Below are 22,264 nucleotides of genomic sequence, written 5' to 3'. Positions count from 1 at the left end.
CGGTCATGATTCTTGTCACCGGCGGCGCCGGCTTCATCGGCAGCAACTTCGTCCTGGACTGGCTCGCGCAGAGCGATGAGCCGGTCGTCAACCTCGACGCCCTCACCTACGCCGGCAACCGTGCCAACCTGGCCGCGCTGGACGGCGATGCGCGCCACGTCTTCGTGCACGGCGACATCGGCGACCGCGCGCTGGTCGATGGCCTGCTGGCCACCCACCGCCCGCGCGCCATCGTCCACTTCGCGGCCGAGAGCCATGTGGACCGCAGCATCCATGGCCCCGGCGCCTTCGTGAAGACCAATGTCGAGGGCACCTTCACCCTGCTCGAGGCCGCGCGGGGTTTCTGGAACACGCTGGACGGTGCCGGGAAGGCCGCCTTCCGCTTCCACCACGTCAGCACCGACGAGGTCTATGGCTCCCTCAAGCCCAGCGACCCGCCGTTTGCCGAGACCAACCCCTACGAGCCCAACAGCCCCTACAGCGCCAGCAAGGCCGCCAGCGACCACCTGGTGCGGGCCTGGCACCACACCTACGGCCTGCCGGTGCTGACCACCAACTGCTCCAACAACTACGGGCCCTACCACTTCCCCGAGAAGCTGATCCCGCTGATGATCGTCAACGCGCTGGCCGGCAAGCCGCTGCCGGTGTACGGCGACGGCCGGCAGATCCGCGACTGGCTGTATGTCAAGGACCACTGCAGCGGCATCCGCGCAGTGCTGGCCGGCGGCCGCGTGGGCGAGACCTACAACATCGGCGGCTGGAACGAGATGGCCAACATCGACATCGTCCACACGGTGTGCGCGCTGCTCGATGAGCTGCGCCCCGACCCAGCCGGCCCCTACGCCCGGCTGATCACCCATGTGACCGACCGCCCCGGCCACGACCGCCGCTACGCGATCGATGCGCGCAAGATCGAGCGCGAACTGGGCTGGCGCCCGGCCGAGACCTTCGCCACCGGCATCCGCAAGACGGTGCAGTGGTACCTGGACAACGCGGCCTGGGTGGCCAATGTGCAGAGCGGTGCCTACCAGGACTGGATCGGCACCCACTACAGCGCGCGATGAAGATTCTTCTGCTCGGACCGAACGGTCAGGTCGGCTGGGAGCTGCAGCGCGCGCTGGCACCGCTGGGCGAGCTCATCGCCCCCGGGCGTGGCCACGCCACGCTGCACGCTGATCTGAGCCAGCCCGAGGCCCTGGCCGCCACGGTGCGCACCGTGCGCCCCGACGTGATCGTCAATGCCGCCGCCCACACCGCGGTCGACAAGGCTGAGAGCGAGCCCGCGCTGGCCCAGGCGATCAACGCCGACGCCCCCGGCGTGCTGGCCCGTGAAGCCGCCGCGCTCGGCGCCACGCTGCTGCACTTCAGCACCGACTACGTCTTCGACGGCAGCGGCCACACGCCGCGCGACGAGGACGCCGCCACCGGCCCCTTGAGCGTCTACGGCCGCAGCAAGCTGGGTGGCGAGCAGCAGATCCAGGCCAGCGGCTGCCGCCACCTGATCCTGCGCACCAGCTGGGTCTACGCCGCACGCGGCGGCAACTTCGCCAGGACCATGCTGCGCCTGGCCGCCGAGCGCGACGCGCTGAACGTGATCGACGACCAGATCGGCGCGCCCACCGGGGCCGAGCTGCTGGCCGATGTCAGTGCGCACGCGCTGCGCGCGCTGCAGCAGCGGCCCGAGCTGGCCGGCCTGTACCACTGCGTGGCCGGCGGCGAGGTCAGCTGGCATGGCTACGCGCAGCATGTGATCGCGTGGGCGCGTGCCCAGGGCCGGCCGGTGAAGGTGGCGCCCGCGGCGATCCGCGCCATTCCCACCACCCAGTACCCCACGCCGGCACAGCGGCCGCTGAACTCGCGGCTGGACACGCGGCGCCTGCAGCAGGCCTTCGACCTAGTGCTGCCGCACTGGCAGGTCGGGGTGGACCGGATGCTGGCCGAGCTGCCCTGATCAGCCGGTGCGCGTGGCGCGCCAGGCCTCGGCCTGCAGGCCGTAGCAGTGCACGTCCTGTCGCTGGCCGTCAGCGCCGACGTGCGGCTGCGGCAGCACGCCCTCGGGCTGGAAGCCCAGTGCCTCATGAAAGCGCAAGGACGCCCGATTGCCCTGCAGCACCTGGCCGCAGATCTTGTGCACCTGCTCGACCTCGAAGAGTTCGGCCAGCGTGGCCGCGCCCATGGCCCGACCGGTGCCGCGCGGCGCATCGGGCGCGGCGTAGAAGCCCCATTCGCACACCCCGCCCGGCCGCACCCCGCTCAGGTGCATGAAGCCCTGGGGCACGCCGTCGCGCTCGAACAGGTAGAGGCGCCGGGTGGCGTCGGCCTGCTGGCGCTGGAACCACTGCGCATGCTCGTCGGCCGTGATCTCGTGGGTGGTGAACATGTGCTGGCGCACCGCGGGGTGGTTGCGCCAGGCGCGCACCAGCGGCAGGTCCTCGGCCCGCAGCGGCCGCAGGCGGTCAGTGCTCACCACGGGGCCCCTCGTCCAGCAGGGCCTGCACCACGCGTGCCGCCCCCAGGCCATCGCACAGCGCCGCCGCCGCCCGCGACAGGGCCAGCAGGCGCGCCGGCTCGGACAGCGCCTGCAGCGCCGGCACCAGCGCCTGCGGCAGGTCATCAGGCCCGCCCAGCGACAGCGCAGCGCCCTGGGCCGCCAGGGCCCGGGCGCCCGGCGCCTGGTTGTCGGCCAGCACCAGCAGCAGCGTGGGCAGGCCCAGGCAGCAGCGCTCCCAGGCACTGCCGCCGGCCGCGCCCAGCGCCAGGTCGGCGCTGGCCAGCAGGCTGGCCATGTCGGGCTCGTTCAGGCGCAGCTCGGTGGGCAGGGGCAACGCGGCCAGCGCCTGGCGCACCTGCGCCAGTGTCTGGGCCTGCGGCCCCAGCACCACGGTGACGCGCGCCAGCGGCAGCGCCGGTGCCGCTGCCAGCGCGGCCAGGCAGCGTGCGGTGGCCCCGCCCGGGTCGGAGCCGCCCATGCTGATCACCAGGTGGCGCAGCTCGCCGTTCGCCCTGCGTGCCAGGCTGTCTGTCCGCCGCGCTGCAAACTCGGGCCGCAGCAGCGCATGGGCTGGCCCGATCAGGCGGCGCGCCTGGGCAGGCACCAGAGCGTCGTAATCGGTGGCCTGCCGACCCAGGTTCTGGTCCAGCAGCAGGTCCACGTCGTGCGCCCGGTCGGCCAGGTCGTCGATCACCGCCACCCGCGCGGCCGGCCCGCGCCAGGGGCGCTCCCAGTCGGCCGCCAGGCCGTAGTGGTCCACCAACGCCCAGTCCAGCGGTGTCGCACCACGCCAGTCGGCGCTGGCCTGCAAGGTCTGCAGCGCATCCTGCGCTGGCGCGGCCGCTTCGGGCGGCAGCAGGCGCAGGCCGTGGCCCCGCGCGACGACGAGATCCCCCAGGTGGCCGGGCGCTTCACGGCAGACAAACAGCGCTTCGCCGCCGCGCTCGCGCCAGGCGTTGGCCAGCGTCAGCGTTCGCATCACATGGCCGGCGCCCAGCGTGGTCGAGGCATCGGCCCGGACCAGCAGGCGTCGGCCGCGTGCGTCCATCAGCCCAGCAGGCGGCGCAGCGCGGCGATGACCGTGCCCTGCTCGGCCTCGGTGAGGGTGGGGAACATCGGCAGCGACACCGCGTGGGCGTAGTAGGCCTCGGCCACGGGGAAATCGCCGCGGGCAAAGCCCAGGCGGCGGTAGTGCGGCTGGGTGTGCACCGGGATGTAGTGCACGTTGACGCCGATGCCCGCGGCGCGCAGGCCGTCGAACAGCGCACGGCGGCTGACGGCGGTGCGCGACGGATCGACCTGGATGGGGTAGAGGTGCAGCGCCGAGTGGGCGTCGGGCGACTGCCAGGGGGTGATCAGCGGCAGGCTGGCCAGTTCGGCGTCGTAGCGCTGCGCAATGGCGTGGCGGCGCGCCACCGAGCCCTCCAATTGGCTCAGCTGCGAGTGGCCCAGCGCCGCCTGCAGGTCGGTCAGACGGTAGTTGTAGCCCAGGTCGATCTGCTGGTAGTCCCAGCCGCCTTCCGGGGCGCCGTCCATCTGCGCCGGGTCGCGGGTGATGCCGTGGCTGCGCAGCCGCTCCATGGCCTGCGCCAGCGCCGGATCATGGGTCATCGCCATGCCGCCCTCGGCGGTGGTGATGATCTTGACCGGGTGGAAGCTGAAGACGGTGATGTCGCTGTAGCGGCAGTTGCCCACCGGCTGACCGAGGTAGCTGCCGCCCACCGCGTGCGAGGCATCCTCGATGATGCGAAAGCCGTAGCGCTGGCCCAGCGCGTGGATGGCCGCCATGTCGCAGCTCTGACCGGCAAAGTGCACCGGCACCACCACCTTGGGCAGCGTGCCGCTGGCCTGTGCGGCCCGCAGCTTGGCCTCCAGCGCGACCACGTCCATGTTGTAGCTGCGGGGGTCGATGTCGACGAAATCGACCGTCGCGCCGCAGTACAGGCCGCAGTTGGCCGAGGCGACGAAGGTGATCGGGCTGGTCCAGAGCCGGTCGCCCGGGCCCAGACCCAGCGCCATGCAGGCCACATGCAGCGCGGCGGTGGCGTTGCACATCGCCACGCCGTGGCGCGCGCCCACGCGCTCGGCCAGCGCCTGCTCGAAGCGGGGAATCGCCGGGCCCTGGGTGATCCAGTCGGAGCGCAGCGCCTCGACGACAGCGGCAACGTCGGCGTCGGTGATGTTCTGGCGGCCGTAGGGGATCATCAGATGTTGCCGATCTTGTGGGCGTTGGCAGCCACCCATTCGCGCAGCTGCTCGATGCTCATCCACTCGCTGTTGTTGTCGCTGGCGTACTCGAAGCCCTCGGGCACCTTGACACCGTCCTTGATGCGCTCGCTGGTGGTGTCCCAGTTGTGGATGGCGGGCAGGATCTTGAAGTGCTCCGGGTACTCGTAGGTGTAGAACGAGTCCTCGGGGCTGATCATCTGCTCGTGCAGCTTCTCGCCCGGGCGGATGCCGACCACCTTCTGCGTGGCTTCGGGCGCCACCGCGGTGGCCAGGTCGGTGACCTTCATCGAGGGGATCTTCTTGACGTAGATCTCGCCGCCCACCATGTCCTCGAAGGCGTGCCAGACCAGCTCCACGCCCTGCTCCAGCGAGATCATGAAGCGGGTCATGCGGTCGTCGGTGATCGGCAGCTCGCCCTTGTCGCGGATCGACAGGAAGAAGGGGATCACCGAGCCGCGCGAGCCCATCACGTTGCCGTAGCGCACGACCGCAAAGCGGGTGTCATGGCCGCCAGCGTAGGAGTTGCCGGCGACGAACAGCTTGTCCGAGGCCAGCTTGGTGGCGCCATACAGGTTGACCGGGCTGGAGGCCTTGTCGGTGGACAGGGCCACCACGCGGCGCACACCGCGGTCGATGCAGGCGTCGATCAGGTGCATCGCGCCCAGCACATTGGTCTTGACGCACTCGAAGGGGTTGTACTCGGCGGTGGGGACGATCTTGGTGGCGGCGGCGTGCACGACCAGGTCAACGCCGTCGAGCGCGCGGTACAGGCGCTCGCGGTCACGCACATCACCGATGAAGAAGCGCACGCGCGGATCGCCCTGGAACTTCTTGGCCATGTCCCATTGCTTCATCTCGTCGCGCGAGTAGATGATGATCTTCTTCGGGTTGTACTTGGCCAGGGTCATCGGCACGAAGGTGTTGCCGAAGGAGCCGGTACCGCCGGTGACGAGAATGGTCTGGTTGCTGAGCATGGTGTTGACGGGGACTGAAGAGGGGATTATCTCGCTGCCGCCTCGGGCGGCCGGGGCGAGGATCAGCGGCGGAAGATCAGCCAACGCGGCGTGCGGAAGGTCACGATGCGCGAATACAGCGCCACGTAGATCAGGGCAAAGGTGACCAGCAGCGCCGCCTGGATGGCCGAGCTGTGCCAGCTCAGCACCGCCGGCGCCAGGGGCAGCGAGCACAGCACCCACAGGTAGGGCGAGGTCAGGGAATTGCGGCGGGTGCGCTGGCGCGGGTCCTGGCTGCCCACCGCCCAGCGCATCAGGCGCTTGAAGACCAGGGAGTGCAGGTGCACGCCATCCGGGTGGCTGGCATGGTGGCCACGCACCACCACCCGGCGGTAGATCGAGAACAGGGTCTCGAAGACCGGGTAGATGCACACCACCAGCGGGAACAGCGGCGAGACCTGCTGGTTGCGCACGATCAGCAGCACGCCCAGTTCGGCCACGAAGAAGCCCAGGAAGTAGGCGCCGCCATCGCCCAGGAAGATCTGGCCGGCCGGGTAGTTCCACAGGAAGAAGCCCAGCACGGCGCCAATCCCCGCCACGGCCAGGTAGACCAGTTCCTGGTCGCCCACCTGAAAGGCCACGTAGGCGATGGCAGCCAGCATCAGCATCGAACACATCGAGGCCAGTCCATTGAAGCCGTCGATGATGTTGACCGCGTTGGCAATGCCCGCCACGGCCGGGATGGTCAGCACGGCGGCACCCACGGTGGACGCAGCCACCCAGTCCAGGCCAGGGATGTCGGTGCGCCGCACCAGCGCATCGACCAGCACGGCCGCGAGTGCCGCCGACGCCGCGGTGGCGAGCAGCCGACGCAAGGGGCTGACCGACTTGAGCAGGTCTTCGATGAAACCGGCGGCAAAGGCCGGCACCGCGGCCATCATCAGCAAGGCACCGAACGACCATCCCGGGCCCCCGCGCCAGTCGAGCAGCACCACCGCTGCCAGCACGCCACCGAAGATGCCCAGCCCGCCGATGCGGGGCACCGGTTCAGCGTGGATCTTCTGCGGGCCCGACAGGTCGTTGTCGTGCGACAGGTGCGCAAAATGCCGTGACGATCTCACCGCGATAAGGGTCAGGACCCAGGCCACCGTGAAAGATGTCAACAGGATCTCCATCCCGCCATCTTACCGCCGCCCCTGAGGGTCGCCCCCTACAATGGCCGGCTCGACCCGTCGGCGCGGGCCGCGCGCCAGCGCGAACCGTGCGGACCGCCTGGGTGCTGCGGCGCCCTGGCGACGCGGTCCTGGACGTGACCACTTTCAGAAGACGATGCGCCTGCCCTCTCACCTCGCCCCCGTCGTCCAGCGTGCGCTGCCGCTGATCCTCTCGGCTCTGCTGGGACTGGCTTCGCCGGTGTTGCAGGCCCAGTCCAACAATTCGCTGAACAACAACCTGGGGCTGCCGGTGGTCACCGGCAACACCGGGGGCTACGCCGGCCAGGTGCTGGGCAACAACGGCAACAACACCACGGGCTCGACCACCGGCGTCTACGGCAACCAGACCGGCACGGTCGGCGGCTACGGCCAGGGCAACACGATGGGCATGCCTCAGATGCAGGTCCCGCCCTCCAGCATGCAGCCGCTCGACCCGCGCCTGCAAGGCCGTCCCGGCGGTCTGCGCACCCTGCAGAACCCAGGCCAGCAGCAGCGGCTGCAGGGCCTGCCCGGCCAGATCTGGCAGCCGGAGGCGGTGCCTTACGTGCCCGGCGAGTTCGAACAGTACGTGCAGCGCCTGGCGATGCCAGTGATGGTGCGCCGCCTGGGCGCCGAGCTGATGCAGCCCGACCTGGGCGCCACCGATCCCTCGCCGGTGGTGCCGGCCGACTATGTGGTGGTGCCCGGCGACGAGCTGGCGATCACCGTCTGGGGCTCGGTCGATGTCGATACCCGCGTGCAGGTGGACCGTGCGGGCCGCATCACGCTGCCGCGCGCGGGCAGCGTGATGGTTGCCGGCACCCGCTACAGCGAGCTGCCGGCGCTGTTGAACCGCCAGTTGGCCAAGGTCTTCCGCAACTTCAACCTCAACGTGTCGCTGGGCCAGCTGCGCGGCATGCGGGTCTACCTGACCGGCTTCGTGGCCCGCCCCGGCAGCTACGTGGTCAGCGGCCTGTCCACGGTCTCGTCGGCGCTGATCCAGGCGGGCGGCCCCACCGCGGCCGGCAGCTTCCGCCGCATCGAGCTGCGCCGCAAGGGCCAGGCACCGATGCCCTTCGACCTGTATGACCTGCTGGTCAGCGGCGACCGCCGCGCCGACCAGGTGCTGCAGCCGGACGATGTGGTGCATGTGCTGCCGGTCGGCCCCCAGGTGGCGCTGCTGGGCAGCGTGAACCTGCCGGCGGTGGTCGAGCTCAAGCCCGGCGAGACGCTGGACAACGCGCTGAAGATGGTCGGTGGCCTGTCCTCGGTGGCGGACGCCAACCGCCTGTCGATCGAGCCGCTGGACGACCGCAACGGCGCCCGCGTCTTCGAGGTGCCGCTGTCCGAGGCGGCGCGTCGCCCGCTGGGCCGCGGCGACATCGTCACGGTGCACAGCGCGGTGGATCCGCGCCAGCCCACGGTGCGGCAGAACAAGCGCGTCGTGATCGAGGGCGAGGTGCTGCGTCCCGGCGTGTATGTGCTGCCGGCCGCCAGCAGCCTGGACGACCTCATCAAGCTGGCCGGCGGCTTCACCGGCAACGCCTATGTCTTCGGCGCGCAGTTCACCCGCGAGACCGTGCGCCAGGCGCAGATGATCAACTACGAGCGCGTGCTGCGCGACCTCGAGGTCGACATCACCCGCGCCAGCTCCACCCAGCGCATCGCCAGCAGCGACGAGGTCAAGGCCCAGGAGGCCCGGGCCGACGCTGCGGCGCGCCTGGTCGAGAAGATGCGCAACCTGCAGCCCGACGGCCGCCTGGTGCTGCAGATGGCGCCCGACAGCGCCGCGCTGCCGCCGATGCAGCTGGAAGACGGCGACCGCCTGTACGTGCCGGCCCGCCCGACCTCGGTGGGGGTGTTCGGCAGCGTCTTCAACACGGGCAACTTCGTCTACGACGGCAGCCGCAACCTGGGCGACTACCTGCAGATGGCCGGCGGCCCCACCCGGGGTGCCGACAAGGACGCCGTCTTCGTGCTGCGCGCCAATGGCAGCGTGGTCAGCAACCTGCAGGGCGCGGGCTGGTTCAGCAGCGGCCCGCTGGCCGGCATGACCGCCCTGCCCGGTGACACGCTGTTCGTGCCCGAGGAAATGAACAAGACCACGCGCCTGCAGGACGCCAAGGACTGGACCCAGATCCTGTACCAGCTGGGCCTGGGCCTGGCCGGTCTGCGGTCCGCCACCAACTGAGCGAGGTTCCGATGACATCGCCGCTGCGCCGCCGCCTGCTCACCCTGGCCCTGGCCGCGGCCTGGCCCCTGGCCGGGCGCGCGGCCTCCGCGGTGCGCAGCGTGGACGTCACCGACCTGGGCGCCGACCGCAGCGGCCAGCGCGATGCCTCGGCCGCCTTCCAGCAGGCGATCGACCAGCTCGCCGAGGGCGGCGGCGTGCTGCGCATCCCGGCCGGCACCTACCGGCTGGAGCGCAGCCTGAGCTGGACCTTGCCTGGCACCGGCCGCACCTCGGGCATCAGCTTCCAGGGCGAGGGCATGCACAGCACGGTGCTGCGCTATGTGGGGCGCAGCGGCCCCTTGCTGCGGGTGCGCGGTCTGCCGGCCCAGGGGCCGGTGAGCACCACCTTCTTCTGGGGCGGCGGCCTGCGCGCGCTGACCCTGGACGGCAGTGGTGCCGGTCCCGAATGCGACGCGCTGGAGCTGATGGGCTGGTGGTACGGCGAGATCGAGCAGTGCCGGGTGATGGGCTTCGGACGCCACGGCATCCGCGCCGTGTCCGACCTGGCGATCAACCGCAACCCCGATTTCTCCGCCTCGACGATGTTCGTGCGCAGCACCTGGATCGAGCGCTGCGGCGGCTGGGGCTTCATCGACGACGGCGGCGTGCAGGTCAGCCCGGCCTGGAGCTGGGACCGCTGTGTCTTCGTGCTGTGCAAGCAGGGGGGCGCGTTCGTCCAGAGCTCCTCGCACTCCTACACCAAGTGCTCGTTCTCGGCCTGCGGCTGGCAGCACGAGAACGCCGCGCCGGCGGACCAGGCCTTCGGGTTGTACTTCGCTGGCGCACTGACGGCCACCAGCCGGCAGTGGGTCGAGGGCTGCGAGTTCGACAACAACCTCAGCGCCCACATCGGCGCGCGCTTCCTGTCGAGCAGCAGCTTCACCAACAACCGCTTCATCTTCAACGACCGCTACCGCCTGGGCCGGCTGTGTCCGGCGGCAGGGGTCACGCTGGGCCATGGCGACGCCCGCGCCGCAGTGCGCAGCGTCGAGTTCCGCCAGAGCTTCTTCCGCTTCGACCAGGGCGGCCAGGCCGTGGGCTTCGACTGGGCCAACACGGCCAATGTGCGCGACGTCGAGGTCAGCAACAGCATCTTCTCCGACAACAGCGGCGGCAAGCTGGCCCTTCAGCGCTACCGGGGCCACGAGGCGGCCGCGCAACGCATGGGCTACGAGATCCGCGACCGCGACGGCGACGCCTCGCGCGGCGCTCGCTGAGCGCTCAGCGCCGCAGCGCGTCGGCGTAGACCGCCAGCATCGCCTGGACCGAGGCCGCCTCGGTGAAGACCGCCTCGTAGCGCCGGCGGGCCCCTTGCGCCAGCGCGGCGCGCAGCGGCTCGTCGGTCAGCAGCCGCGTGCAGGCCTGGGCCAGCGCCTGGGCATCGCCCGGGGGCACGTTCAGGCCGGACTCACCGTCCGCGTTGACCCAGGGCACGCCCGAGCCCGGGATCCGCGTCGCGACGATCGGCAGGCCATGCGTCATCGCCTCGACCAGCACCACGCCGAAGGCCTCGGAGCGCTCCACCGAGGGCAGGCAGAACAGTGCGGCGCGGCGCAGCAGCGCGGCGAGTTCGGCGTCGCCCTGGCGGCCGGCCAGCAGCACGCGCTGGCCCAGGCCGGCAGCGGCGATGCGCTGGCTCAGCTCGTCGTGCAGCGGTCCACCACCGACGATCACCACCGCGGCATCGGACGGCAACGCGGCCGCCGCGTCCATCAGCGTGGCAAAGCCCTTGTAGGGCACCAGCCGGCCCACGGCCAGCACCAGCCGCCGCGGGCCCAGCCAGGCCTGCACGGCCGGGTCCAGCGCGCCCGCCTCGACCGCCGGCTCCGGCACGCCGATCGGCACCACCCGCAGGCGGTGGCCGATGCCACGCAGGCTGGGTGAGCCGTCGGCATAGGCCTGCGAGGTGGCCACGACACGGTCGGCGCGCCGCAGCAGGGCGCGCTCCAGCGGCGCCAGCACCCGGCCCAGCAGGCCCTTGCCGACCACGTCGCTGTGCCAGTGCACCAGCACGCGGGTGCGCCGCGGCAAGGCCAGCGCCGCCAGCGCCGCCAGCATGTTGGGCACGTGCAGGTGGACCACATCCGCCTGCCGCCCGCGGCGCCAGGCCTGCCACAGGTAGCGCAGCGACAGCGGCTGCGAAGCCGGCGCCCAGCGCACCGGCGCCCGCCAGACCTGCACGCCCTGGCCGTCCGGACCGCTGGGCAGATGGACCTTGGCAAAGCAGACCACCTCGACCTGCCAGCCCGCCTGCGCCGCACCGCGCGCCAGGCTGACGGCCACGCTTTCCATGCCGCCCATCTCGGGCGGGTAGAACTTGGCCCAGTGGACCACGCGGCCGGGACGGGGGGACAGGGACTCAGACGACATGGGCAAGCAGGCTCAGGCAGAGAAAGGCCAGCGCCGCCGGCCACCAGACGGCCGGCAGGCGCACCCCGGCGCGCCACATGCCGGCGGCCTGGCACAGGTAGTAGGCCAGCATCACGCCGGAATGGACCAGCGCATAGCGCTCCAGCGTCACGCCGCGGTCCAGCAGCCAGGCGGCCGCCAGCGGCAGCGCCAGCAGCAGGCAGGCGGCCGTCCAGCGGTTGGTGGCCGCAGCCGACCCGTGGCGGGCATTGACCAGATCGTTCAGCGCGATCGCCGACCACAGCACGCTCTGCGCCAGGATGGACAGACCCGCCACGCGGTGGGCGGCGAACTGGGTCGAGAAGGCCGGGCCCAGCCAGTGGCCCAGCGGCCCGCTGGCCACGCCGAACACCAGCACCGCCGCGACCACCGCCCAGACCACGCTGCGCAGCGCGCGCTCCAGCGCCGCCTGCGGCAGTTCGAACAGCGCGCGAAAACGCGCCACCATTACCACCTGGTGGGCCACGATGGGCAGGGCCGCCGCACGCGCCAGCGCGGCGTAGGCACCGGTCAGTTCGGCGCCGCCGAGCAGGCCCATGCCCAGCCGCCCCGAGGTGGTGACCACCAGCGCCAGCACACCGGCCAGCATCAGCGGCACGCTGTGGCGCAGCGCATCACGGTAGCTCTGCCGGTCGGCCGGCGGCTGGGCCCGGCGCCAGCGCGCCCCGGTGAACAGCAGCAGCGCGGCGCCATAGGCCATCATCACCGCCACCGCCCAAGGCAGGCGATCGCCGGCCGGCACCGCCAGCGCAGCGGCACCCAGCGTGGCCAGGGCCAGCACCAGCCACTGGCCGGTGTCCATGACCAGCGAGGCCTCGGCCCGCCCGGCCGACTTCAGGCGCGTGCTCCACAGGCCCTGCAGGGCCAGCGACAGCGCGAACAGCACCGCCATCGCGCCCGCGCTGACCGGCCCGACCCACCACCAGGCCACGGCCAGCGCCAGCAGCAGCCACAGCGCCAGATGCAACTGGTGCAGCAGCAGCGCCGACCAGCGGACCTGGGCGTGCTGCTGGATCAGCGCCAGCGGCACGGCGGCCGCGGTGCCCAGACCCAGCACGCTGGCCGCCAGCGAGCCGGCCGCCTGGGCGAACTCCAGCCGACCATAGTCAGCGGCCGGCAAGGCGTTGGCGATCAGCAGCGGGGCGATGAACAGCCCGCCCCGGGCCAGCCCGAAGGCCCCCAGGTAGCGCGCCAGCCGCCACAGCCGATCCAGCCGCCCGGGCACTCAGGGCCGCCGCTTGCGGTAGACCGCCTCGACCAGGCCGGGGTCGGCCAGGCGTTCCAGGTCGGGCCGGGTGTCGGGGTCGGCCGGGCGCGCCAGGGCGCGCACCGGTGAGGACACGTACATGCCGGGCCCGGGCAGGCTCTTGGAGACCGCGGTGCCGCCGCCCACGATGACGCCGCGTCCGATGCGCACGCCCATCGAGATCAGGCAGGCCGACCCGATGTAGACGTTGTCCTCGATGATCACCTGGCCGTCGATGCGGTAGCGGTCGTGGCCCTGCTCACCGTGCACATAGCCATGGGTCCACAGCTGCGTCTGGGCGCCGGCCATCGTGCTGTAGTGGCCCAGGGCCACCGAGCAGGTGCAGTCCAGCCGGTGGTCGGCGGTGATCTTGGACAGCCGCCCCATGCGCAGCACCGAGGGGCCGCTGACCACCCCGCGCGCGGCGCGCAGCACGCGGTTGCGGTTGCCGATGCCGGCCTGTTCGGCCATGCGCAGGCTCAGCGGCCCGCTCAGCAGGTTGCCGCGGCCCAGGTAGGCGCCCTCGCGCATCGCCACGCGGCGCAGACGCACCAGGTTCAGGTGGCCGATGCGGGCCCCCGGCGCCATGTGCAGGCGCTCGGCCTGCACCCAGGCCAGGCCGATGCGGGCGCCCGCCGCCAGGCGCCAGCCCAGCAGGTTCAGCAGCGGACGCACCAGCGAGGTGGGCAGGCACAGCGCCAGCAGCGCTCTGAGGACCGAAACCATCCGCGAGCGGCTCAAGCCACGTAGAAGCGGTTGGTCCAGCGGTCCAGCCCCGGCGGCAGGCGCACGCGCGACGACGGCACCGGCTCGCGCGGGCCATAGGGCAGCGGCGACAGGCCATAGACCGCCTGGAAGATCAGTCGGGTGCCCTGGGCCACCGGCTGACCCTTGTGGATGCCGAAGGTGTCCTCCAGGAAGCCCTGGCCGGCTTGGGCAGTCATCGTCATGATGGCCTGCTCGCCGAAGACCTGGGCCACCTCCTCGTCGGGGAAGCGCCGGATCTCGGCCAGGCGCTCGTCGTTCGACGAGGCGCGCACATACACGTGCGGGCCGCTGTCGGCGCCGACGTCGGTCAGGTAGACGAAGAGCTTGACGAAGCGCCAGTCGTCCACGTCGCGGTGGAAGAACTCGGCCTGCTGCGCGCCCAGCGCGGTGTGGTAGCTCCACCAGGCGGCCAGGTAGCCGATGCTGGGCTTGCAGCCCAGGAAGGCGGTCACCGCGGCGATGATGCGCGGGTCATTGGCCAGCTGCAGCAGGTAGGGCGCGTTGAGGATGTCCTCGGCGTCATGGTGCGCGATGTGGGCCTCGGGGTGCCGGCCCTCGCCCAGCGGCTTGAAGCGCGGGCTGCCCGGGCGGTAGGGGTCGTGGGCGTCCAGGCCCTCGAAGTAGCTGCGCAGTTCCTGGCACTGCGCGGGCGTGAACAGCTCGCCCAGCATGAAGATGCCGTCCTGGCGCAGCGCCTGCGCTGCCGCTGCGGCGGCGGCATCGGTGGCGGTGCCGGCCGGGCGGCGGCGCGCCATGCGGTCGGCCAGCCAGTTGCGGGTGCGCGGCGACATGAAGCGTCGCTGGACATAGAAGCCCCACCAGCGGGAATCGGACAGCACCATCTTCAGGCGCTTGAGCTTGCGGGCGATCATGCGCGGGATTCCTTTGCAGAGAGTTCGTCGATCGTGGACAGCACCCGGGCCGGCACGCCCCCGAGCACCGAGCGCGGCGGGCAGCTGCGTGTGACCACGGCGCCGGCGGCGATCACCGAATGGGCCCCGATGGTCACGCCACCCAGCACCAGGGCACGGGCGCCGATCCAGACGCCCTCCTCGATGACGATGGGGGCCGAACGGTGGGTGTAGGGCGGCTGCAGCGCGCTGAAGTCCAGGCCGGCGGTCTCGATCATCACCTCGCGCGACAGGCGCACGCGGTGGCCGATCGTCACCGGGCTGTGCGCGCCGATCGACACATTGGTGCCGATCACCACGCCATCCCCCAGCGTCAGGCGTTCGGGGTACTTCAGGTCGGCGTTCCAGTGGCACACGCAGCCCTGGCCGCGTTGCGGCACCAGCGCCGCGAAGCGCATCCGCCCCCACAGCCACAGCCCGCGCCGCGCCAGCCGGTCCAGGCCCAGCACCAGCCAGCGCAAGGGCGCGCGGCCCCACAGGGCACGTTCGAGTTGCAGCAGCAGCGCCTTCATCTCGCGATTGTTCCCGACGCCCTCAGGAGCTTCCTTGCGCCACGGCAGACGGCAGTGGCGCCGCGCTTCGGCGATGGCGCCCGAACAGCAGCGCCACCAGCACGAAGGCGTTGACGATGTACATGCCCTGGGCGCTGACCAGCAGGTTCACCACCGGCATGAAGAAGACCACCACGCACAGGTAGGCGTACAGCGGCATCACCGCGATGCGGCCCTCGCGCGCCCACTGCCCGCAGCGCTTGGCCAGCATGCCCAGCAGCATCGTGAACAGCGGCCCGCCCCAGGCGAAATCGGCCCACAGCGGTCCGAAGAAGGTGGTGAACACCCCCGTGCGGTAGTAGATGTCGTAGGTGCCGAAGTCCGGGTAGGTGATCAGCTTGAAGATGCTGGCGGCCTTGATGTAGGGCGCAAAGTGCTGCGTGCCCAGCGTGAACACCTGGGCATCGGGCCGGGTCCACAGCAGGCTGAACTCGTAGACGCCGTGCAGGTAGTACTGGCTCAGCGGCAGCAGCGCAGCCAGCGCGCGGCCGGCCAGACCGTTCTCGCCGATCAGCAGCAAGGCGGTCTTGTTGGGCGTCAGCACATAGCCGTAGGCGGAGTTCAGGATGCTGAAGATGATGTCCATGTCCATCTGGCCCAGACGCGACATGAAGGCGGCCACCGAGATGCCCAGCAGGGCCGTGAAGCCGATCAGCAGCGGCCGCACCAGCCGCGCGTGCAGCGGCTGGCCCTGGTACAGCACGCAGGCGGCCGACAGGTACATCATGCTCAGCGCCACCAGCATCTGCGAGCGCGACAGCAGGATCAGCGCGTCCACCGCCGGCAGCACGAAGGCGGCGATCGCCAGCGGGCGCGCCCAGCCGGGCAGGCCGCTGTCGCGGTGCCGCGCCCACCACAGCATCAGCGGCACGTAGCAGAACGGGTACAGCACGCCGCCCACCGCCGCCAGCGGGCCGGCCTCGGCATCGGCGAGCAACTCGCGCGACTCCATCGCGTCGACGGTCAGGTCGATGCCGCGGATGAAGAACTTGTCGTACAGGCGCAGCGCCATGCCGGCCACGCCGATCAGCAGCACCAGCCAGAACGCGCGCGCACCGAACTGGCGCCGACGCTGCGGCGCGATGACGCGCTTGAGCCGGCCGCTCAGCGCCAGACAGCCCAGCCAGAAACCGGCGTAGCCGGCGGCCATGTAGGCCATCGGCTGCCAGGCCAGCGGGAACACCTGGTCCAGCGGCGCGATCAGCCACAGCAGCAGCCAGACCAGCAGGCCGGCCAGTGCGACGCGCTCGGGGTGGAACAGCATCGGTGCCCGTCCGGCGCGGCCTCAGTCCTCGCGCGGAACCAGCAGGTCCCAGGTGCAGGGCGTGCCGCGCTCGGCATCGCGCGCGATGCGCTGACCCATCAGCGAGGCCAGGAACTTGGGCGGCAGGCCGAAGCCGGGCCGCACGGCGCGCAGGTTGCGCGGCGTGAAGACCTCACCGGCCAACATGTCCTCGGCCACGTACAGCGAGCGGCGGAAGGCGCGTGATTTCTCTTCGGCCTGGGTGCCGCCGTAGCGCACCTCACCGACCGACAGCCAGGCGCGCTCGGACTCGGTGCGCAGCAGCCGGAATTCCTCGGGCTCCATCGAGAAGGCCGAATCGACGCCGCCGTCGGCGCGGCGCAGCGTGAAGTGCTTTTCGATCAGCACCGCGCCCAGCGCCACCGAGGCCACCGACACGCCGCAGCCCATCGTGTGGTCGGACAGGCCCACCGGACAGCCAAAGGTCTGCCGCATGTGCGGGATGGTCAGGATGTTGGTGTTCTCCGGCGTGGCCGGGTAGGTGCTGGTGCACTTGAGCAGCACGATCTGGGTGGCGCCGGCCTCGCGCGCGCAGCGCACCGCGTCATCGATCTCGGCCACGCTGGCCATGCCGGTGGAGATGATCATCGGCTTGCCGGTGCGCGCCACGCGGGCGATCAGCGGCAGATCGGTCATCTCGAAGGAGGCGATCTTGTAGGCCGGCACGCCCAGCGTTTCCAGGAAATCGACCGCGGTCTCATCAAACGGGCTGCTGAAGCAGTGCAGGCCGTGGCTGGCCGCGCGGGCCATGATGGGCGCATGCCACTCCCAGGGCGTGTGGGCCTCGTCGTAGAGCTCGTAGAGCTGGCGGCCGGCCCACAGGCTCTTCGGGTCCTCGATGACGAAGCCGGGCTTGCGGCAGTCCAGCGTCATCGTCTGCGCGGTGTAGGTCTGCAGCTTGATCGCGTCGGCGCCGGCCTGGGCGGCGGCATCGACGATCTCCAGCGCCCGCTCCAGCGACTGGTTGTGGTTGCCCGACATCTCGGCGATCAGGTAGGGCCGGTGTCCGGCGCCGACCAGGCGCTCGCCGATGCGGATGTCCTGCTGGCTCATGCGTGGGTCTCCCGTGCGCTCAGCGCACCTTGAACAGCGGCACCAGCGGCTCGCAGCGCAGGCTCTGGCGCAGCGTGCCGGCATCGAGCGTGCGCCCGATCATCGGCAGGATGTCGCCATAGGCGGCCAACAGGGCCTGCACATCGGCCTCGCTGTGGGCGTAGCTGATGTTGTGCGTGCCCACCGACAGGAAACCGCGCTGGTGCAGCTCCTGCATCAGCAGGGTCTTGATCTCGAAGCTGGTGGCGCCGCGGGCGTCCTTGAGCATCAGGAAGCTCCAGCTGGGGTGGCCGGCCATCGAGAAGATGTCGCCCAGGCCGGCCGACTCGATCACCTGGCGGGTGCCGTCGATCACCGCCCGGCCGCGCGCCTCGATGGTCTGCACCACCGGCTCGTTCTTCAGCTTGGTCAGCGTGGCCTTGGCCGCCGCCAGCGACAGCGCCTCGCCGCCGAAGGTGAAGGAGAAGAAGATCTCCTCCATCAGCTTCATCACGTCAGCCCGGCCGGCCACGGCCGACACCGGGTAGCCGTTGGCCAGGCCCTTGCCGAAGGTGGCCAGGTCGGGGGTGACGCCGAACAGCTGCTGCGCGCCGCCGTTGGCATAGCGGAAACCGGTGATCGTCTCGTCGAACACCAGCAGCGCGCCATGCGCATGGGCCAGCGCCTTGACGCCCTCGAGGAAGCCGGGCTGCGGCTCGGCCACGTTCATCGGCTCGAGGATGACCGCGGCGAACTCGCCCGGGTGCGCCTTGAGCAGGGTCTCGAGCGACTCGAGGTTGTTGTAGGTGAAGGTGTGGGTCAGCTCGCGCGTGGCCTGGGGCACGCCGCGGTTGCGCGCGGTCGAGCCGATGTACCAGTCCTGCCAGCCGTGGTAGCCGCTGACCGCCACGCGGTCGCGCTCGGTCCAGGCGCGGGCCAGGCGGATCGCGCCGGAGGTGGCGTCGGAGCCGTTCTTGCCGAAGCGGACCATCTCGGCGCAGGGCACCATCTCGCAGATCAGCTCGGCCACCTCGGCTTCCAGCGGGTGCGGCAGCGAGAAGATCACGCCGGATTCGTCGAGCTGGGTGCGCACCGCATTCGTCACGTCCGGGTCCTGGTAGCCCAGGGTCACCGAGCACAGGCTGCTGACGAAGTCGATGTACTCGTTGCCGTCCAGATCCCACACCCGCGAGCCCTGGCCGCGGGTGATGAAATAGGGCGACACGCCGTGCGGGTACTGGGTGCGGCTCTTGCTGAAGGTCTGGCTGCCCAGGGGGATGGTGCGCTGGGCGCGTTCAAGAAAGGCTTCGGAGCGCTGGAAGGATTTCATGGCGGTCTCTCGGGGTCCGGAGGAAAGGGGGCGGGCGGCGCAGCCGGTCAGGCGGCGGCGTCGTCGCGCAGGCTCTTGAGGTAGCCCTCGTTGCGTTGGTGGTCCTGGCCGCGCTGCACGCCGTGGCGTTCGATCGCGCGGTACAGATCGAAGCGGTCGAAGCCGGTGGGCGAGGTGGCGCCCACCGCGGCCAGCAGCGCCTCGACATGCGCCAGGTCGTCCGGGTGGTCGACGGTCCAGCGCATCGACGACAGGTCGGCAAAGGCGCTGACCGACCGTGCCGGAAAGCGCTGCACCTCGCGGCGGATGAAGGGCGTGACGTGCTCGCGGTCGGAGGGCAGCGTGGCCTCGGCGGCGGCGGCGGCCAGGGCCTCGATGCGCATCGCCTCGACATCCAGGCCGTCGGGGAAGCTGGCCGGCACCGCATTGGTGGCGTAGGCGGCGCTGCCCTCGATGACCAGCGCAGCCACGCGGTCGATCAGTTCGGGGTCGATCAGCGGGCAGTCGCCGGTCAGGCGCAGCACCACGTCGGCGCCGGCATGGCTCGCCGCCTGATGGAAGCGCGCCAGCACATCGGCCAACGGACCGCGGAAGCATTCGATGCCGTGGGCCGCCAGCACCTCGGCCAGCGGATCGTCGCTGGCGTCGACGCTGGTGGCGACGATCAGCCGGTCGACGCAGCGCGCCTGGCGCACGCGCTGCGCCATGAAGACGATGGACGGCAGGCCCAGCAGGGGCTTGAGCACCTTGCCGGGCAGCCGGCTGCTGGACATGCGGGCCTGGATGATGGCGACTGTGGTCATGGCGTGGGGCCGTCGGGCGACGGCGCGGGCTCGTGGGTGCGCAGCCAGGCCAGCAGGCCCTGGGCAACGCGGTCGATATTGTCCTCCTCCAGACAGGCCGGGTGCGACAGCGGGTCACTGACCAGGCCGGGGAAGGAGTGGGCGATCAGCTCGGCCAGCAGGCGCGGGCCGTCGCCGGGGCGGCCCAGACCCGCCGCCGGGTCGGCCAGCAGGCGCTCGACCGCCTGCTCGGGCGACTCGGCGTGGCAATGCGGGAACAGCTGTTCGATCACCGGGTGGCGCAGCGACAGGCAGCGGCCCTTGCCAAACACCGCCTCCAGGCCCACGGTGCCACTGACGGTGACCGCGCCCAGGCTCATCCGGTGCGCCTCGGGCATCGGCAGGTCCAGCGGCAGCAGGCACAGGCGCGGCTCGCGCGCGGCCAGCGCCAGCAGCGCATCGCTCAGCTCGTACTTCGATTTCGGGTTGGCCTTCAGCGCCAGCGTGTGCGTGGCCGGCAGGGCCGCCAACAGGCGCTGCACCAAGGCCAGCTGGTCCGAGTAGGGGCGACCCCAGACATCGATGTTGGCCTCGGGCTGCAATTGCAGCGGATACAGCAGCGTGGTCGACGGATCGGACGGCCGACGGGCGAGCGCCTGCCAGCGCAGCAGCAGCCCCTTCACCCCCCGCGACAGGCGCCACTTGAGGGCCAGGGATGGCGTGTTGTAGCGCTCGCCCTGCAGCCGGGCCCACCAGACGCGGCCCCGGGTGGCTGCCCATAGGACGCGGCGCCAGGCACGCTCGGCCGTCCCGGGGCGGCGCATGTAGAAGGGCAGCTCCCGGTTGCTGGCGATGCGCTCGGCCAGATCAGCCAGCTGATCGGCGGGCCAGCGTTCGCCGCTGCCGGCCGCCGGCAGCTGGGTGTCGCCCTGGAACAGCGCGAAGCGGCCGGCCGGATAGCGGTTGGCACAGGGGTGGACAAAGGCGATGCCACGGGCGCGGCAGGCCTCGATCGCCAGCAGCTCGTGGAACAAGGTGCACTCGCCCACCACCAGGTCGGGGCGCCAGTCGTCCAGCGCACGGGCGATCTCGGCGGCGTAGTGGTCGTAGTGGGCGCAGCCCGCGTCGAAATGCAGGCGTCCCCGCTCGCGCACCAGCACCGGGTGACGCCGCAGGGCGGCGGCCTCATCCGCGCTGCCACCGGCGGCGGGCCAGGGCATGCGGCGCAGGTCGTCGGCACAGCCCTCGGCGCGCGGCGCAAAGGCCGGGTTCTGCACCAGCCAGACCACGCGGTGGCGCTGAGCCCGCAAGCGGCGCGCCACCTGGGCCCACAGGGCGGTCTTCTCGCGGTTCTCCAGGAACAGGACGGTGCGCACGGGTCCTTGCTCAGGTGCCGACATGGAATCCCGGGTTGTCAATCGTCACCACCACCTTGCCCTTGATGGTCCCCTCGTGGATGAAGGCGCCGGGCAGACGCGATTCGACCCGCCAGCCGGCCTTCTCGAAGGCCCGCACCGACCCCTCGTTGCCCTCGACCATGCCGGCGTACAGTTTGCGCAGGCCGAAGCGGCCAAAGGCCAGCTCGGTGCCCAGGCGCACTGCCTCGGTGGCCACGCCGCGGCCCCAGCAGTCGCGCTCGCCGATGACGATCGAGATCTCGGCCGTGGCATGGCGGCGATTGATCGGGCCGATCTTCAGGTTGCCCACGTGGCGCGGCTGCGGCGCCTTCTGCTCGATCGCGTACATGAACCAGGCCTCGGACTGGAAGCCGTCCATCAGGTGGCGCAGCGCATCAAAGGCACTGATGCCGCGCGCCTCCAGGTAGCGCGTGACCTGCTCGTCGCGGAACCAGGCCTCGTAGCGCTCGCCCAGGTCGTCGGGCAGCAGCGGCCGCAGGCGGATCGGGCCACCGTGGTCCAGGCCCGGGCCCAGTCGCCGCACGAACAGGTGGTCCTCGCTCATCGCCATCTCCCGGGTTCGATCAGTTCCAGTGCGTCGCTGCCCAGCCCGTCCCAGGCCGCCGGACCGGGCGAGGGCGTGGTGGCCGCGGCCAGGATCTCGTCCAGCTGCGCCAGCCGGTCGACCCCCACCACCACCTGGGCCACCTCCGGCAGGTCGGCCACCGCATGCAGCGCACCGGCCAGGCGCGACAGGCCCAGCGCGCGACAGCGCGCATCGAAGGCGGTCAGGACCTCGGTGTAGGTGGCCAGGTGCGGTGTCAGCGCGGCGGTGTCGGCCAGCGCAAAGCCCTGCAGGAAGGCCGACCGCGCATGGACCTCCACGCCCTGGGCCTGGCAGCGCGCCAGCACACCGGCCTGCTGGTGGCGGCGGTCGAAGACATTGATCGGAAGCTGCACCAGACCCACCGGGTAGCGGTCCAGCACCTGCAGCACCTCGTCGGCGCCATAGCCGGAGACGCCGATGCGCCCCACCCGGCCCTCGTCACGCAGCGCCTGCAGCGCCGACCAGACGGCCGGTCCCTGCGGTCCCAGCAGGTCGGCCGCGCGGTGCAGCAGCAACCCGTCCACGCGTTCGACACGCAGGCGCTGCAGGCTCTCGGCCACGAAGCGGTGCACCGCTTCGGCCGACGCCTGCTCGTTGAGTGCCGGCACCTTGGTGACGATGCGAAAACGCGCGCCAGCGCCCACCTCGCCGAGCACCTCCTCGCTGCGCCCATAGGCGTGGGCGGTGTCCAGCAGGCCCACGCCCGCCTCGGCCGCGCGCGCGAGCAAGCGCGCGACCTCGTCAGGCGGCACCTGTCCGGCCGTGTTGAAGGCCCCGTAGGTCAGGCCGAACTGGACGGTGCCCAGCGCGATCTTGTGCATGCAGGCGT

General features: G+C 71.3%; 21 protein-coding genes. 4 read left to right on the top strand and 17 right to left on the bottom strand.

The features are described from left to right. Window positions 1-5 precede the first annotated feature (5 nt). Complete coding sequence (rfbB, locus tag KAK07_RS00945) at window positions 6-1,064, top strand: dTDP-glucose 4,6-dehydratase (RefSeq protein WP_210858486.1); 1,059 nt, start codon at window positions 6-8, stop codon at window positions 1,062-1,064. Beyond that, complete coding sequence (gene rfbD, locus KAK07_RS00940; RefSeq protein ID WP_210858484.1) at window positions 1,061-1,951, top strand: dTDP-4-dehydrorhamnose reductase; 891 nt, start codon at window positions 1,061-1,063, stop codon at window positions 1,949-1,951. Before rfbB ends, rfbD begins: the two co-directional genes overlap by 4 nt. On the opposite strand, the gene pseH is transcribed toward rfbD, so the two are convergent. The 5 genes from pseH to KAK07_RS00915 all read right to left on the bottom strand — a co-directional run bounded on the left by pseH (window position 1,952) and on the right by KAK07_RS00915 (window position 6,848). Then, window positions 1,952-2,467 (bottom strand): UDP-4-amino-4,6-dideoxy-N-acetyl-beta-L-altrosamine N-acetyltransferase, encoded by a 516-nt coding sequence (gene pseH, locus KAK07_RS00935; RefSeq protein WP_310740683.1) that lies wholly within the window; start codon window positions 2,465-2,467, stop codon window positions 1,952-1,954. Beyond that, window positions 2,457-3,539 (bottom strand): UDP-2,4-diacetamido-2,4,6-trideoxy-beta-L-altropyranose hydrolase, encoded by a 1,083-nt coding sequence (pseG, locus tag KAK07_RS00930; RefSeq protein ID WP_210858480.1) that lies wholly within the window; start codon window positions 3,537-3,539, stop codon window positions 2,457-2,459. The genes pseH and pseG overlap by 11 nt, the downstream gene beginning before the upstream one ends. Further along, window positions 3,539-4,696: a UDP-4-amino-4,6-dideoxy-N-acetyl-beta-L-altrosamine transaminase gene (pseC, locus tag KAK07_RS00925; RefSeq protein ID WP_210858478.1), complete on the bottom strand. Its 1,158-nt coding sequence runs from the start codon at window positions 4,694-4,696 to the stop codon at window positions 3,539-3,541. Before pseC ends, pseG begins: the two co-directional genes overlap by 1 nt. Next, on the bottom strand, window positions 4,696-5,694 hold the full coding sequence (gene pseB, locus KAK07_RS00920; RefSeq protein ID WP_210851902.1) for a UDP-N-acetylglucosamine 4,6-dehydratase (inverting): 999 nt from the start codon (window positions 5,692-5,694) through the stop codon (window positions 4,696-4,698). Before pseB ends, pseC begins: the two co-directional genes overlap by 1 nt. Window positions 5,695-5,756: 62 nt before the next feature. After that, the gene (locus KAK07_RS00915) at window positions 5,757-6,848 is read right to left on the bottom strand and encodes an MraY family glycosyltransferase (RefSeq protein WP_210851901.1); all 1,092 of its coding nucleotides are present in this window, start codon (window positions 6,846-6,848) and stop codon (window positions 5,757-5,759) included. A gap of 154 nt (window positions 6,849-7,002) precedes the next feature. Here KAK07_RS00915 and KAK07_RS00910 point away from each other — a divergent pair, with 154 nt between their 5' ends. Together KAK07_RS00910 and KAK07_RS00905 are read left to right on the top strand one after the other, a co-directional pair. After that, window positions 7,003-9,057, top strand: a complete 2,055-nt coding sequence (locus KAK07_RS00910) for an SLBB domain-containing protein (RefSeq protein WP_210858470.1) — start codon at window positions 7,003-7,005, stop codon at window positions 9,055-9,057. Between the two features lie 11 nt (window positions 9,058-9,068). Next, window positions 9,069-10,316, top strand: a complete 1,248-nt coding sequence (locus tag KAK07_RS00905) for a glycosyl hydrolase family 28-related protein (RefSeq protein WP_210858468.1) — start codon at window positions 9,069-9,071, stop codon at window positions 10,314-10,316. Window positions 10,317-10,320: 4 nt separating this feature from the next. Here KAK07_RS00905 and KAK07_RS00900 read toward each other — a convergent pair whose 3' ends face one another. The 12 genes from KAK07_RS00900 to KAK07_RS00845 are packed head-to-tail and all read right to left on the bottom strand — an operon-like array spanning window position 10,321 to window position 22,256. Continuing rightward, window positions 10,321-11,469 (bottom strand): glycosyltransferase, encoded by a 1,149-nt coding sequence (locus tag KAK07_RS00900; protein WP_210858466.1) that lies wholly within the window; start codon window positions 11,467-11,469, stop codon window positions 10,321-10,323. Further along, the gene (locus KAK07_RS00895; RefSeq protein ID WP_210858463.1) at window positions 11,459-12,733 is read right to left on the bottom strand and encodes a hypothetical protein; all 1,275 of its coding nucleotides are present in this window, start codon (window positions 12,731-12,733) and stop codon (window positions 11,459-11,461) included. The genes KAK07_RS00900 and KAK07_RS00895 overlap by 11 nt, the downstream gene beginning before the upstream one ends. Next, window positions 12,734-13,480, bottom strand: a complete 747-nt coding sequence (locus KAK07_RS00890) for a DapH/DapD/GlmU-related protein (protein WP_210851896.1) — start codon at window positions 13,478-13,480, stop codon at window positions 12,734-12,736. Between the two features lie 11 nt (window positions 13,481-13,491). Further along, entirely contained in the window at window positions 13,492-14,394 is a 903-nt protein-coding gene (locus tag KAK07_RS00885; RefSeq protein ID WP_210851895.1) for a hypothetical protein, read from the bottom strand. After that, window positions 14,391-14,945, bottom strand: a complete 555-nt coding sequence (locus tag KAK07_RS00880) for an acyltransferase (RefSeq protein ID WP_210851894.1) — start codon at window positions 14,943-14,945, stop codon at window positions 14,391-14,393. The genes KAK07_RS00885 and KAK07_RS00880 overlap by 4 nt, the downstream gene beginning before the upstream one ends. A 22-nt stretch (window positions 14,946-14,967) precedes the next feature. After that, complete coding sequence (locus KAK07_RS00875) at window positions 14,968-16,248, bottom strand: hypothetical protein (protein ID WP_210858461.1); 1,281 nt, start codon at window positions 16,246-16,248, stop codon at window positions 14,968-14,970. A gap of 21 nt (window positions 16,249-16,269) precedes the next feature. Then, a complete protein-coding gene (pseI, locus tag KAK07_RS00870; protein WP_210851892.1) occupies window positions 16,270-17,340 on the bottom strand; it encodes a pseudaminic acid synthase in 1,071 nt (356 codons plus the stop codon). A gap of 19 nt (window positions 17,341-17,359) precedes the next feature. Further along, window positions 17,360-18,649, bottom strand: a complete 1,290-nt coding sequence (locus tag KAK07_RS00865) for an aminotransferase class III-fold pyridoxal phosphate-dependent enzyme (RefSeq protein WP_210851891.1) — start codon at window positions 18,647-18,649, stop codon at window positions 17,360-17,362. 47 nt (window positions 18,650-18,696) lie between these two features. Beyond that, window positions 18,697-19,452: a cytidylyltransferase domain-containing protein gene (locus tag KAK07_RS00860; protein ID WP_210858459.1), complete on the bottom strand. Its 756-nt coding sequence runs from the start codon at window positions 19,450-19,452 to the stop codon at window positions 18,697-18,699. Continuing rightward, the gene (locus tag KAK07_RS00855; RefSeq protein ID WP_210858457.1) at window positions 19,449-20,807 is read right to left on the bottom strand and encodes a hypothetical protein; all 1,359 of its coding nucleotides are present in this window, start codon (window positions 20,805-20,807) and stop codon (window positions 19,449-19,451) included. Before KAK07_RS00855 ends, KAK07_RS00860 begins: the two co-directional genes overlap by 4 nt. A gap of 10 nt (window positions 20,808-20,817) precedes the next feature. Next, entirely contained in the window at window positions 20,818-21,393 is a 576-nt protein-coding gene (locus tag KAK07_RS00850; RefSeq protein WP_210858454.1) for a GNAT family N-acetyltransferase, read from the bottom strand. Next, window positions 21,390-22,256, bottom strand: a complete 867-nt coding sequence (locus KAK07_RS00845; RefSeq protein ID WP_210858452.1) for an aldo/keto reductase — start codon at window positions 22,254-22,256, stop codon at window positions 21,390-21,392. Before KAK07_RS00845 ends, KAK07_RS00850 begins: the two co-directional genes overlap by 4 nt. Window positions 22,257-22,264: the final 8 nt, after the last annotated feature.

The sequence above is a fragment of the Ideonella alba genome, from assembly GCF_018069875.1.
GTDB classification, from domain to species: Bacteria; Pseudomonadota; Gammaproteobacteria; order Burkholderiales; family Burkholderiaceae_C; genus Ideonella; species Ideonella alba.
Note: the sequence above shows the minus strand (reverse complement) of the source record. Positions and strands in the feature narration are given on the sequence as shown.